We start from the raw sequence: 11,925 nt of genomic DNA on the forward strand, positions 1-11,925 counted from the left end.
CGGACGGACATATGTGGTACGCCCGTATCGCCTCGCGGGGAGGAGCGTGGATGATCGAGCGCCATCGCTCCCTCGGCCCGGATGCCGACCTGGAGCCGACCAGGCCCCCGGTGCGCATGGAGGTCGAACCCCCTAGGCGGCGCCTGTTCACCTGCTTCTCGCTGGCGACCCTGATCGCGGGTGTCGTCATCTCGATCGTGGCGTCCAACGCGCTGCCGTTCCGCTACGACTCCGACCTGCTGTTCATCGGTCCGCTGCTGGCCATCGGCTTCTTGCTGGCCGAGCAGCTGACCATCGACGTGGACGTCAAGCGGGTCGGCTGGACGATCTCGTTCACCGAGATCCCCCTGCTGCTGGGCCTGCTCACCGCGCCGTTCGAGGTGGTGCTGGCGGCCAACCTGATCGCCGGGCTCGGCGCCCAGATCGGCAGGCGGGCGGCGACCCACGTGGTCTACAACGCCGGCGTGCTGTGCCTGGAGATCGCCGTGCCGTTCGCGGTCGCGGGCGCGGTCAAGCAGGCCTTCCAGCAGACCGCCCCGGACTGGTTCGGCCCCGTGCTGGGCACCCTGACCTCCCCGCTGATCAGCTGCGGCTTCGCGCTCGCCGCGCTGACCGTGCTGGGCGGGGCGATGAAGGTCGCCGCGGGCGCGCGGCTGGCCGGCCGCACCCTGGCCGTGGGCCTGCTCAACACCTCGGTCGGGCTGATCGGCTACGAGGTCGCCATCGGCACGCCGTGGGGCTGGCTGCTGGTCGGCCTGGTCGCGGTGGCCGTGATCGGTCTCTACCGCGCCTACTCCGACCTGCTGCGCGAGCAGCGCGATCTGGAGGCCCTCAGCGACGTCAGCCTCAGCGTGGCCCGCTCCGGGCAGGGAACCCCGGATCCGGTCGGACCGGACCAGGCGATCTCGCTGGCCGAGTGGGAACCGGTCGCGGAGCGCATCCAGGAGCAGCTCAACGCCACCCGCGTGGTCCTGCGGCTGCGCCTCGACCCGCGCGGCGAGGTGATCACGCTGGTCGCCGGGGAGCCGATGCCCGAGCAGGCCGTGCAAGCCGCGCCCGCGGCGCTCCGCGACGACCCGCTGCTGCAGCTGCCCGGGAGTCACGTGCGCTCCTTCCGCAGCCTCGAAGCGCCCGAGGAGGTCCGCAACGCGCTGCGCCAGCGCGGCGCCTACGAGGCGCTGGTCGTGCCGCTGCGCGGTGCGAGCAGGCTGCTCGGCGCCGTGGAGGTGCACGACCGGGTGAGCCGGTGGCGCGGCTTCGGTCGCGCCGACGTGCGGCTGCTGCACACCCTGGCCAGCCACCTGGCCACCGCGATGGACAACCGCAGGCTGCTGGCCAGGCTGCGGCACGACGCCTACCACGATCCGCTCACCGGCCTGCTCAACCGCACCGGCTTCCGCGAGATGGGCGGCGAGGAGCTGCGCCAGGGCCGCACCGCGGTGGTGCTGCGCATCGACCTGGAGGTGCTCACCACGGTCAGCGAGGCGCTGGGCTACACCTGGGGCGACCGGATGGTGGTGGCCGCCGGGCAGCGGATGCGCGAGGTGCTCGGCGGCGCGCCGCTGGCCCGCCTGGAGGCCAACTCCTTCGCGGTGCTGCTGCTGGACCGCACCGAGGCGCAGGCGCACGAGGTCGCCCAGCACCTGCGCGAGGTGATCTCCGAGCCCTACCCGCTGGACCGGATCGTGGTGGAGGCCGGCGCGGTGGCCGGGTACGCCTCCTCGGCGCCCAGCGACGGCGAGGCCGAGGCCGACGTGGACACCCTGCTGCAGCACGCCGACGTGGCGGTGCGCGCCGCGCGCAACGGCGAGGACGGGGTGCGCTGCTACGCGCCCGCCATGGGCCAGGTGTTCCTGCGCCGCTTCCAGCTGGTCACCCAGTTCCGGCAGGCGATCGATTCCGGTCAGGTCGAGGTGCACTACCAGCCGAAGGTGGCGCTGCCGGGCAGGCAGGTGGTGGGCGCCGAGGCGCTGGTCCGCTGGTCGCACCCGGAGTACGGGCGGCTGGATCCCGACGAGTTCATCCCGGTGGTGGAGGCGACCGGCCTGGTCGACGCGCTCACGGCGTTCGTGCTGGAGTGCGCGCTGGTCAAGATCCGGGAGTGGCTGGACCGCGGGATGCGGATGTCGGTGGCGGTGAACCTCTCGGTGCGCAACCTCGCCGACGAGACCTTCCCGGACCGGGTCGCCGACGCGCTGCAGCGCCACGACATCCCGCCGGAGCTGCTGACCCTGGAGCTCACCGAGTCCAGCGTGATGGCCGAGGAGCGCTCGCTGCCGGTGCTGCGCAGGCTGCACACGATGGGCGTGGTGCTGGCCGTGGACGACTTCGGCACCGGCTACTCCTCGCTGGCCTACCTGCGGCACCTGCCGGTGGACGAGGTCAAGATCGACAAGAGCTTCGTGCTCGGGATGGGGACCGACCTGTCCGACCTCGCCGTGGTGCGCACGATCGTCGAGCTCGGGCACTCGCTGGACCTCGCGGTGGTCGCCGAGGGCGTCGAGGACGACGTCTCGCGCGATCAGCTGGTCGACATGGGCTGCGACGTGGCCCAGGGCTACCTGATCTCGCGGCCGCTGTCCGAGGAGCGCTTCGAGGCGTGGCTGCAGGCGCGCACCAAGCGGGAGATCGACGCCCGGAGCGAGACCGTCCTCACACTCCTGCACTGAGCCCGCTGCTCGCCGGATCCAGCGGCCGCGCGGTCCGAAAACCGGGATCGACCTGCTGCTTCACCGGAACGGGACCCCCCTGTTCGCGGCCCCTCGGCGGGTGTGTAAAGTTCTAATCGCTCCGCAAGAGAGGGCACGCCCCAATAGCTCAGTCGGCAGAGCGTCGCCATGGTAAGGCGAAGGTCTACGGTTCGATTCCGTATTGGGGCTCGAAAGACAGCTGCGGTGCTCGGTAAACTGGGTGCCGTGGCTGTTTTGCGTGGGATATCCTGCGTCGCTTGAGGTCGACGGTGCGTGCACCACAGGCCTCGGCATGGCGGTGTAGCTCAGTCGGTAGAGCAAGCGGCTCATAATCGCTGTGTCGTCGGTTCAAGTCCGGCCACCGCTACCAGTCACGGGTTCGCACGGATCTCCAGCGAACCGTTGTAGACGACCGAGAGAGAAAGGCATCCCCGTGGCAGCCACCGATGTTCGCCCGAAGATCACGCTGGCGTGCGAGGAGTGCAAGAACCGTAACTACATCACCAACAAGAACCGGCGCAACAACCCGGACCGGTTGGAGATGAAGAAGTTCTGCATGAACTGCGGCACCCACAAGGTCCACAAGGAGACCCGCTGAGATCAGCGGTCGCACAGGCATCCGGAGCCCGTTCCCTGCTCGCAGGGGACGGGCTCTCGCCTTTCCGGGGGCCGGTGCGGCGGTTCGGCGCAGGCGCGCGGAGCGGTCCCCGGTACGCTGCCCGCCGTGCCGCTTGACCAGTCATTCATTGGACGTGAGTACCCGCCGACCGAGCCCTACGAGGTGGGCCGGGAGAAGATCCGGGAGTTCGCCGACGCCGTCGGCGAGGACTCCCCGCTGCACCGCGACGCGGAGGCGGCGAGGGCCGCCGGCTACCCGGACGTGATCGCCCCGCCGACGTTCGCGGTGATCCTGTCGATGGGCGCGCAGGGCCAGATCGTGGGCGACCCGAAGCTGGGGCTGGACTACAGCCGCGTGGTGCACGGCTCGCAGGACTTCGCGCACCACCGGCCGATCCGCGCCGGGGATCGGCTGACCACCGTCGCGCACGTGGAGGACATCAAGAGCCGGGCGGGCAACGACTTCCTGACCGTCCGCGCCGAGATCGCCACCGTCGAGGGCGAGGCCGTGTGCACCGCGACCTCGATGCTGGTCGTCAGGGGGGAAGAGGCATGAGCGTCCGGCTGTCCGAGGTCTCGGTGGGCGACCAGCTGCCGCCGCTGAGCGTGCCGCTGCGGCGGGTCGACCTGGTCCGCTACGCGGGTGCCTCCGGGGACTTCAACGAGATCCACTGGAACCAGCGCTTCGCCACCGAGGTGGGCCTGCCCGACGTGATCGCGCACGGGATGCTCACCATGGCCGTCGCGGGACGCCTGGTGAGCCGCTGGACCGGTGACCCGGGCGCGATCGTGCAGTACGGGGTGCGCTTCACCCGGCCGGTCGTGGTCCCGGACGACGGCACCGGGGCCGCCGTGGAGCTCTCCGGCAAGGTCTCGAAGATCAACGACGACGGCACGGTGAAGGTCGCCATCACCGCCAAGAGCGCCGACCAGGGCGTGCTGGGCGGGGCCTCGGCGACCGTCCGCCTGCCCGGATGAGCCGCCCGACCCCGGGGCGCCGCGGTTCGGCGCGGTCGACCGGACGGGTGATCTTGGGGACGCCGGTTCTTGCCGTTTTCCCGGTCGGATGATCGTCCGGCCGGGGTTGCGGCGTGTTCTTCGGCACTCGACACGCCGGTGAACAACACCCGACCTGCGGAGAAGTCGTTCATGGCGGACTTGCGGGGGGTGCCGTTGGAGGCGGCTCAGCGGTGTGCCGTACACTTTCGAACTTGGGATGCCCGAACACCTTGGAACGAGGTTCCAGGGCCGGTTCCGGGTGTCCCGAGTTGCGGTCGGGCTCCACGGGCCGCAGAGGGGTGTAGCTCAATTGGCAGAGCAGCGGTCTCCAAAACCGCAGGTTGCAGGTTCGAGTCCTGTCACCCCTGCGTCGATGCGACGGTGAGCGGAGGATTGGGCGTGAGCGAGGACCGCGAGCACGGGCAGGGCGGCAACGAGGAAGCTCGTCCGTCCAGCGCCGCGGCGCGGCGCGAGCGCCGCGCCTCCGCCCGTTCGAGCGGCCGCAAGGCTCGCTCGCAGGAGTCGGGTTCCGGCTCGACGCGCACAACTGAGTCGAAAGGTCGGCCCACCCCGTCGCGGGACGGCCGGCAGGGTCGGGTTTCGCCGTTCCGCAAGATCGGGCGCTTCCTGCGTGAGGTCGTCGCAGAACTGCGCAAGGTCATCTGGCCGACGCGCAAGAACCTCGCGACCTACACGCTCGTGGTGCTGGTGTTCGTCAGCATCATGGTGGCGTTCGTGGCCGGTGTGGACGTGCTCTTCGCGAAGGGTGTGGCCTGGCTGTTCGGCTCCGGCTGAACCTCCGGCCCCGCCTAGGTGCCGGCGGCGGAACTGCACGACCCGGCACGCAACGCACGAGAGGAAGCGAGTCCGACTGTGACCTCCCCCGAGGGCCAGGAATCCACCGGCCTCACCGAAGAGCAGGAGCAGCCCGAGGCTGCCGAAGCCGAGGCGACCGCTGACTCGGTCGACGCAGTCGATTCCTCGGACGCTGCCGGTGAGGCTGCCGAGTCCGAGGCCGCTGACACCGCATCGAGCGACGAAACCGCAGGCGAGGACGCCGAGGGCGAAGCCGCCGCGGGCGAGGTGGCCGACGAGTCCGCCGAGGAAGAAGAGGTGGACCCGGTCGAGGAGCTGCGCACCGCGCTGCGCCGCGCCCCGGGCGACTGGTACGTCATCCACTCGTACGCGGGCTACGAGAACAAGGTCAAGACCAACCTCGAGACCCGCGCCCAGACGCTGGACGTCGAGGACTACATCTTCCAGGTCGAGGTGCCGACCGAAGAGGTCACCGAGATCAAGAACGGCCAGCGTAAAATGGTGCAGCGCAAGGTGCTGCCCGGCTACATCCTCGTGCGGATGGAGCTCAACGACGCTTCTTGGAGCGCGGTGCGCAACACGCCGGGCGTCACCGGCTTCGTGGGTGCCACGTCCAAGCCTTCGCCGCTGACCATCAACGAGGTGCTGAAGTTCCTCGCGCCGCAGGTCGAGGAGAAGAAGGCCGAGACCGGCAAGAAGGCCGCCGCGGCCGAGCCGGCCGCCGCGAAGCCCTCGGTGGAGGTCGACTTCGAGGTCGGCGAGTCCGTCACGGTGATGGACGGGCCGTTCGCGACGCTGCCCGCCACCATCAACGAGGTCAACGCCGACGCCCAGAAGCTCAAGGTGCTGGTGTCGATCTTCGGCCGCGAGACCCCGGTCGAGCTCTCGTTCGACCAGGTCTCCAAGCTCTGACCGCACTCCCGTCCGCGGGAGCGCGGCGGGCTGCGCGCGGATCTGGCAGGAGCCGCGCGCAGCAGCGGGCGATGCCACCGTCTCGTGGTACCGCCGAAATCGGTTCCGCCCGACCCGGGCGGGACCGAGCAATCGGATAGCGAAGACACAGGAAGCAAACATGCCGCCCAAGAAGAAGAAGCTGGCAGGGATCATCAAGCTGCAGATCCAGGCCGGTCAAGCCAACCCGGCGCCGCCGGTCGGTCCGGCGCTTGGTCAGCACGGCGTCAACATCATGGAGTTCTGCAAGGCCTACAACGCGGCCACGGAGAACCAGCGTGGCAACGTCGTGCCGGTCGAGATCTCCGTGTTCGAGGACCGGTCCTTCGACTTCAAGCTGAAGACCCCGCCGGCCGCGAAGCTGCTGCTCAAGGCCGCCGGCGTGCAGAAGGGCTCCGGCGAGCCGCACAAGAACAAGGTCGGCAAGGTCTCCATGGACCAGGTCAAGGAGATCGCCGAGACCAAGATGACGGACCTCAACGCCACCAACATCGACCAGGCCGCGAAGATCATCGCCGGCACCGCTCGGTCGATGGGCCTGACCGTCGAGGACTGAGCCGTCGGCCGGGGCGACCCGGCACGAGGCTGTGGGAGGGCTTGAGCGCAGCCCGACCAACCACAACTGATCCACATTCGTAAGGGACAGCAATGGCTAAGCGCAGCAAGGCATACGAGCAGGCGGCCGAGCTGGTCGACCGCACTCGGCTCTACACCCCGGTCGAGGCGGCCGAGCTCGCACAGAAGACCGCCAAGGTCAACTACGACGCCACCGTCGAGGTGGCGCTGCGGCTGGGCGTCGACCCCCGCAAGGCAGACCAGATGGTCCGCGGCACCGTGAACCTGCCGCACGGCACTGGTAAGACTGCCCGCGTCATCGTGTTCGCCACCGGCGACAAGGCCGCTGAGGCCGAGGCCGCCGGCGCGGACGCGGTTGGTTCCGAAGACCTCATCGAGCGCATTCAGGGCGGCTGGCTCGATTTCGACGCGGCTATCGCCACCCCGGACCAGATGGCCAAGGTCGGCAAGATCGCGCGGGTTCTCGGCCCGCGCGGCCTGATGCCGAACCCGAAGACCGGCACCGTCACTCCGAACGTCACCAAGGCGGTCGCGGACATCAAGGGCGGTAAGATCAACTTCCGCGTGGACAAGCAGGCCAACCTGCACTTCATCATCGGCAAGGTGTCCTTCGACACCGCCAAGCTCGCGGAGAACTACGCGGCGGCGCTGGACGAGGTCCTGCGCGCCAAGCCGTCGGCCTCGAAGGGCAAGTACCTGAAGAAGGTCACCTTCACCACGACCATGGGCCCGGGCATCCCGGTCGACCCGAGCATCACCAAGGTCGCCTCCGCCTGATCTCAGGCGCGAAACGAGAAGGGCGGGTGCCTCGCGCACCCGCCCTTCTTCGCGTCCGGGCTCAGCAGGGCCCCGCCGGCGTGAGCGAGACGATCACCCAGCCGCCGGTGGGCTGGCGGTGCAGCTCGAAGTCGCCGAGGTTCGGCCCACCGGTGACCTGGGTGTCGCAGCCGCGGATGGTGACGTCGTCCTGCTGCGCGTGGTCGAGGGCCGCGCCGGTGAAGTTCGGGTTCTTGAACAGCATCGGCTCGGTGATCTGCGCGGTGATCGCGTTCACCGCGGCCTGGCAGTCCGGGGCGTTGTTGCCGCGCGCGAAGCCGGCCCGGCCCTGCGGGGTGAACTTCTCGCAGACCGTGCCGGGCTCGGTGGCCAGCGCGTCGTAGACGGTGCGCACGGCGTTCATCGGCTTGGTCTGCCGGATCGGGTTGGTGTGCAGGTGGTCCCGGTGGGCCTGCACCGGGTCGGCCTCGTCGGCGCGGTCGCTGGAGCCGAAGTAGTGGTTGTAGGCCCAGTTGAGCAGCAGCAGGGCGACGAGCAGGTAGAGGATCCGGCGGATCGCCTTGTAGCGCAGCAGGCCGAGCGCCTTCTTCCACCAGGGCCTGGCCTCGGTCTTCGGGGGCTGCCCGCCGTTGGCGGCCTGCCACTCCTTGAACCGCTTGAACTCCAGGAACTCCTGGTACTCGCTGTCGTCGGTGCCCTCCAGCCCGAGCGGCGGCCGGTCGGTTCGTGTCGCGCCGTCGCCGCCGCGAGCCACCTCCTTGCCGGGCTCGGGTTCGACGACCTCGCCGTCGATCACCTCGGGCGGTTGCTTGCGCGGCTCCTGCTGATCACCCACGACGACCATGATGCCCGGGCCGGTGCGCGAGGTCACGGGCCCGCTCCCGGGCGACCCCCGCGAAGGCCCGCTCGCGGGTCGTGTACTCTGGTCGCTGGTTCCACCCAAGACCGCTGGTCTTCTCCGGGTTCCCCGGGGAACTAAGGTCCCGCAGATGCGGGCGGCCCGCGCAGGAGGGACGAGGCTTTGCGAGATGCGCGCCCGCGTGCGCGCTCCTGATCTTTCACGCCCCGTGCTGCCCTGCGCCGGGGCGTTTCGTCGTCTCAGGACCGACTGACTGGATGGGTCACCACAGTCGGATACAGAGAGGAGGCGACATGGCGAAGTCCGAAAAGGTCGAGGCGGTCGACGAGATCGCGCAGGCGTTCAACAACTCCAGCGCTGCCGTCATCACCGAGTACCGCGGGCTGTCGATGGCTCAGATCACTGAGCTGCGGCGCGCGCTCGGGCCGGACGTCACCTACCGTGTCGCGAAGAACACGCTGGTCAAGCGTGCCGCCGAGCAGTCGGGCATCGAGGGTCTCGATGACCTGTTCGTCGGACCGACCGCGATCGCCTTCGTCGAGGGCGAGGCGGTCGACGCGGCCAAGGCGATCAAGCAGTTCGCCAAGGACAACAAGGCGCTCGTCGTCAAGGGCGGGTACATGGACGGCCGCGCGCTGTCCGTGAACGAGGTCGAGAGCATCGCCGACCTCGACTCGCGCGAGGTCACGCTGAGCAAGCTGGCCGGTGCGATGAAGGCCAAGATGGGCCAGACCGCCGCGCTGTTCGCAGCCCCGGCGTCCCAGGTGGCTCGGATGACCGCTGCCCTCAAGGACAAGAAGGGCGACGAGTAAGACCTCCCGAGCCCGCCGCCGGCCGCGGCCGGTCGGGTCCGGGGAGTCCCGCTCGTTCCACAACACATCCGGGACACCGCCGGTGCCCCGGTCTTGATCAGAAAGGACGCCTGTCATGGCGAAGCTGAGCAACGAAGAGCTGCTGGACGTCTTCAAGGAGATGACCCTCCTGGAGCTGTCGGAGTTCGTGAAGCAGTTCGAGGAGACCTTCGACGTCACCGCCGCCGCCCCGGCCGCGGTCGCCGCTGTCCCGGCCGCCGGTGGCGAGGCCGCCCCGGCCGAGGAGGAGCAGGACGAGTTCGACGTCATCCTCGACGGTGCCGGCGACAAGAAGATCCAGGTCATTAAGGTCGTCCGCGAGGTCGTCTCCGGCCTGGGCCTGAAGGAGGCCAAGGAGCTGGTCGAGGAGTCCGGCAAGGCCATCCTGGAGAAGGTCGACAAGGAGAAGGCCAACGAGGCCAAGGAGAAGCTGGAGGCCGCCGGCGCTTCCATCTCCATCAAGTGAGCCACTGACTCACGTTCTGTTAGAGAACGGGCACTCGCTGCGACGGCGGGTGCCCGTTCTCTTTTGCATTGCGGGAAGTGGAGTCGCTTTTTTCGGGCATATCCCGGGGCCCCTGGATTTCTGGTGAACTGGCGAGTAACCATGTGGCGGCGCACTCGTTGCACAGGTGTGACGCCACCTACCTTCGTTAATCGCGTCACATATGCAAGGGTGCTATTCCGGGGCTTGCCCTGGTCGGTTGCAAATCGCGAAGACGCGGAGGTTCGAGGATGGGCGTCGAGGTGGTTGTCGACGGGCTGTCGAAGTCCTTCGGCGCGCAGACCATCTGGCGAGACGTGTCGCTGACGCTGCCGAGCGGCGAGATCAGCGTGCTGCTCGGCCCTTCTGGCACCGGCAAGTCGGTGTTCCTGAAGTCGTTGGTGGGTCTGCTCAAGCCGGAGCAGGGCAAGGTCGTGATCAACGGGACCGACATCTGCACATGCTCGGAAAGCGACCTCTACGAGGTTCGCAAGCTCTTCGGCGTGCTGTTTCAGGACGGCGCGCTGTTCGGCTCGATGAACCTCTTCGACAACATCGCGTTCCCGCTTCGCGAGCACACCCGCAAGTCCGAATCCGAGGTTCGGGACGTGGTGCTCGAGAAGATGGAGATGGTGGGTCTCATCGGAGCGGAGGACAAGCTTCCGGGTGAGATTTCCGGCGGTATGCGCAAGCGCGCCGGTGTGGCCCGCGCGCTGGTGCTCGATCCCGAGATCATTCTGTTCGACGAGCCGGATTCCGGTCTGGACCCCGTTCGCACCGCGCTGTTCAACCAGTTGATCGTGGACCTGAACGCGCAGACCGATGCGACGTTCTTGATCGTGACCCACGACATCAACACGGCGCGGACCGTTCCGGACAACATCGGCATGCTCTACCGCCGCAACCTGGAGATGTTCGGGCCGCGCGAGGTACTGCTGACCTCCGACGAGAAGGCCGTGGTGCAGTTCCTCAACGGTCGTCCGGACGGACCGATCGGGATGACCGAGGAGAAGGACACCGCGGTGGTCGAGGCCGAGCTCGCCCGCAACGGCGAGGCCTCCGTGCCGCCGATGATGCCGCAGCTCGACGTCTCGCCCGGCCTGCCGCAGCGCGCCGCGGTGCGCCGCCGCAAGGACCGGGTGCTCAACCAGCTGCGCAGCCTGAGCCCCACCGCGCAGGAGGAGATCCTCAAGAGCCTGACCCCGGAGGAGCTGGCGCTCTACGGCTACCAGACCCCGGCCACGGGTGGCTGGCCGCAGGGCGCCTCGCAGCGCTCGCCGCAGCCCGCGCCGCAGCAGCAGCCGCCGCGCCCGGCGCAGCCCTCGCAGCAGCCCCGGAGCGCTCCGCAGCAGCCCGCGGCTCCGCCGCCTCCGCAGCAGGGCAAGCCCACGCCCTACCCGCGCGGCCAGCAGCAGGAGGAGCCCGCCTGGCCGGGTGGCCTGCGGCCTGAGGAGGACTCGGCCGGCGAGCCGAAGAAGCGCTGGTTCGGCCGCAAGCGGGGTGAGCAGTGAGCACAGGTCAGGCGCGCTTCCCCGGCGCCGGTGGTCTGCGGGAGACGGGCCGCCTGTTCGCGCTGGGGCTGGACATCGTGCGGGCCTTCCCGTCCCGCCCGTTCCAGATCCGCGAGTTCATCCAGCAGTGCTGGTTCATCGCCAGCGTGACGATCCTGCCGACGGCCCTGGTCTCGATTCCCTTCGGAGCGGTCATCGCGCTCCAGCTGGGCTCGTTGACCAGGCAGATCGGCGCGCAGTCGTTCACCGGTGCGGCCAGCGTGCTGGCGATCATCCAGCAGGCCAGCCCGATCGTGACCGCGCTGCTGATCGCGGGCGCCGGTGGCTCGGCGATCTGCGCCGACCTGGGCTCGCGCAAGATCCGCGACGAGATCGACGCGATGGAGGTGCTGGGCGTCTCGCCGATCCAGCGCCTCGTGGTGCCGCGAGTGCTGGCCGCGATGCTGGTGTCCGTGCTGCTCAACGGCATGGTCAGCGTCGTCGGCGTGGTCGGCGGCTACACCTTCAACGTGATCATGCAGGGCGGGACGCCAGGCGCCTACATGGCCAGCTTCAACGCCCTCGCGCAGTTGCCGGACCTGTGGATCAGCGAGCTCAAGGCGCTGATCTTCGGGTTCCTGGCGGGTGTGGTGGCCGCCTACCGGGGCCTGAACCCACCGCCCGGCCCGAAGGGCGTCGGTGATGCCGTGAACCAGTCGGTGGTGATCACCTTCCTGCTGCTGTTCGCGGTCAACTTCATCCTCACCACGCTGTACCTGCAGCTGGTGCCGCCAAAGGGAATGTGACGGGCACC

General features: G+C 69.1%; 13 protein-coding genes and 3 tRNA genes. 15 read left to right on the plus strand and 1 reads right to left on the minus strand.

The genetic code is table 11. The annotated features are described in order from the left end of the window. The first annotated feature begins 50 nt into the window (after window positions 1-50). The 11 genes from ACFQRI_RS09585 to rplA all read left to right on the plus strand — a co-directional run bounded on the left by ACFQRI_RS09585 (window position 51) and on the right by rplA (window position 7,427). Window positions 51-2,669 carry a putative bifunctional diguanylate cyclase/phosphodiesterase gene (locus ACFQRI_RS09585; RefSeq protein WP_380666766.1) on the plus strand — a complete coding sequence of 873 codons (2,619 nt, stop codon included), beginning with the start codon at window positions 51-53 and terminating at the stop codon, window positions 2,667-2,669. 137 nt (window positions 2,670-2,806) lie between these two features. Next, a tRNA-Thr gene (locus ACFQRI_RS09590) sits at window positions 2,807-2,879 on the plus strand. 105 nt (window positions 2,880-2,984) lie between these two features. Then, window positions 2,985-3,060, plus strand: a tRNA-Met gene (locus ACFQRI_RS09595). A 63-nt stretch (window positions 3,061-3,123) separates the two neighbouring features. Next, entirely contained in the window at window positions 3,124-3,288 is a 165-nt protein-coding gene (gene rpmG / locus ACFQRI_RS09600) for a 50S ribosomal protein L33 (RefSeq protein WP_380666768.1), read from the plus strand. Between the two features lie 126 nt (window positions 3,289-3,414). After that, window positions 3,415-3,864 carry a MaoC family dehydratase N-terminal domain-containing protein gene (locus tag ACFQRI_RS09605; protein ID WP_380666770.1) on the plus strand — a complete coding sequence of 150 codons (450 nt, stop codon included), beginning with the start codon at window positions 3,415-3,417 and terminating at the stop codon, window positions 3,862-3,864. Further along, window positions 3,861-4,286 carry a MaoC family dehydratase gene (locus tag ACFQRI_RS09610; protein WP_380666772.1) on the plus strand — a complete coding sequence of 142 codons (426 nt, stop codon included), beginning with the start codon at window positions 3,861-3,863 and terminating at the stop codon, window positions 4,284-4,286. The genes ACFQRI_RS09605 and ACFQRI_RS09610 overlap by 4 nt, the downstream gene beginning before the upstream one ends. Before the next feature lie 316 nt (window positions 4,287-4,602). Further along, a tRNA-Trp gene (locus tag ACFQRI_RS09615) sits at window positions 4,603-4,675 on the plus strand. Between the two features lie 31 nt (window positions 4,676-4,706). Beyond that, window positions 4,707-5,102 carry a preprotein translocase subunit SecE gene (gene secE / locus ACFQRI_RS09620; RefSeq protein WP_380666774.1) on the plus strand — a complete coding sequence of 132 codons (396 nt, stop codon included), beginning with the start codon at window positions 4,707-4,709 and terminating at the stop codon, window positions 5,100-5,102. Between the two features lie 78 nt (window positions 5,103-5,180). Next, entirely contained in the window at window positions 5,181-6,035 is an 855-nt protein-coding gene (gene nusG / locus ACFQRI_RS09625; protein WP_380666776.1) for a transcription termination/antitermination protein NusG, read from the plus strand. Between the two features lie 160 nt (window positions 6,036-6,195). Continuing rightward, complete coding sequence (rplK, locus tag ACFQRI_RS09630; protein ID WP_380666778.1) at window positions 6,196-6,630, plus strand: 50S ribosomal protein L11; 435 nt, start codon at window positions 6,196-6,198, stop codon at window positions 6,628-6,630. A gap of 92 nt (window positions 6,631-6,722) precedes the next feature. Beyond that, window positions 6,723-7,427, plus strand: coding sequence for a 50S ribosomal protein L1 (gene rplA, locus ACFQRI_RS09635; protein ID WP_380666780.1), 705 nt, complete (start codon window positions 6,723-6,725; stop codon window positions 7,425-7,427). Between the two features lie 61 nt (window positions 7,428-7,488). Here the strand turns inward: rplA and ACFQRI_RS09640 are convergent, their stop codons facing one another. Then, entirely contained in the window at window positions 7,489-8,298 is an 810-nt protein-coding gene (locus tag ACFQRI_RS09640; protein ID WP_380666782.1) for a hypothetical protein, read from the minus strand. Between the two features lie 281 nt (window positions 8,299-8,579). Between ACFQRI_RS09640 and rplJ the strand changes: the two genes are divergently transcribed. From rplJ to ACFQRI_RS09660, 4 genes are all read left to right on the plus strand, one after another. Continuing rightward, window positions 8,580-9,098, plus strand: coding sequence for a 50S ribosomal protein L10 (rplJ, locus tag ACFQRI_RS09645; protein WP_380666784.1), 519 nt, complete (start codon window positions 8,580-8,582; stop codon window positions 9,096-9,098). 115 nt (window positions 9,099-9,213) lie between these two features. Next, window positions 9,214-9,603, plus strand: coding sequence for a 50S ribosomal protein L7/L12 (rplL, locus tag ACFQRI_RS09650; RefSeq protein WP_380666786.1), 390 nt, complete (start codon window positions 9,214-9,216; stop codon window positions 9,601-9,603). 269 nt (window positions 9,604-9,872) lie between these two features. Further along, window positions 9,873-11,132 (plus strand): ABC transporter ATP-binding protein, encoded by a 1,260-nt coding sequence (locus ACFQRI_RS09655; RefSeq protein ID WP_380666788.1) that lies wholly within the window; start codon window positions 9,873-9,875, stop codon window positions 11,130-11,132. Then, a complete protein-coding gene (locus tag ACFQRI_RS09660; protein WP_380666790.1) occupies window positions 11,129-11,917 on the plus strand; it encodes an MlaE family ABC transporter permease in 789 nt (262 codons plus the stop codon). The genes ACFQRI_RS09655 and ACFQRI_RS09660 overlap by 4 nt, the downstream gene beginning before the upstream one ends. Window positions 11,918-11,925: the final 8 nt, after the last annotated feature.

The sequence above is a fragment of the Saccharopolyspora griseoalba genome (assembly GCF_042665275.1).
GTDB classification, from domain to species: Bacteria; Actinomycetota; Actinomycetes; order Mycobacteriales; family Pseudonocardiaceae; genus Saccharopolyspora; species Saccharopolyspora griseoalba.

Coding starts and splice junctions, on each gene's coding strand:
- ACFQRI_RS09585 (WP_380666766.1), top strand. CDS start 51: ATGATCGAGCGCCATCGCTCCCTCGGCCCGGATGCCGACCTGGAGCCG.
- ACFQRI_RS09610 (WP_380666772.1), top strand. CDS start 3,861: ATGAGCGTCCGGCTGTCCGAGGTCTCGGTGGGCGACCAGCTGCCGCCG.
- rplK (WP_380666778.1), top strand. CDS start 6,196: ATGCCGCCCAAGAAGAAGAAGCTGGCAGGGATCATCAAGCTGCAGATC.
- rplA (WP_380666780.1), top strand. CDS start 6,723: ATGGCTAAGCGCAGCAAGGCATACGAGCAGGCGGCCGAGCTGGTCGAC.
- rplJ (WP_380666784.1), top strand. CDS start 8,580: ATGGCGAAGTCCGAAAAGGTCGAGGCGGTCGACGAGATCGCGCAGGCG.
- rplL (WP_380666786.1), top strand. CDS start 9,214: ATGGCGAAGCTGAGCAACGAAGAGCTGCTGGACGTCTTCAAGGAGATG.
- ACFQRI_RS09655 (WP_380666788.1), top strand. CDS start 9,873: ATGGGCGTCGAGGTGGTTGTCGACGGGCTGTCGAAGTCCTTCGGCGCG.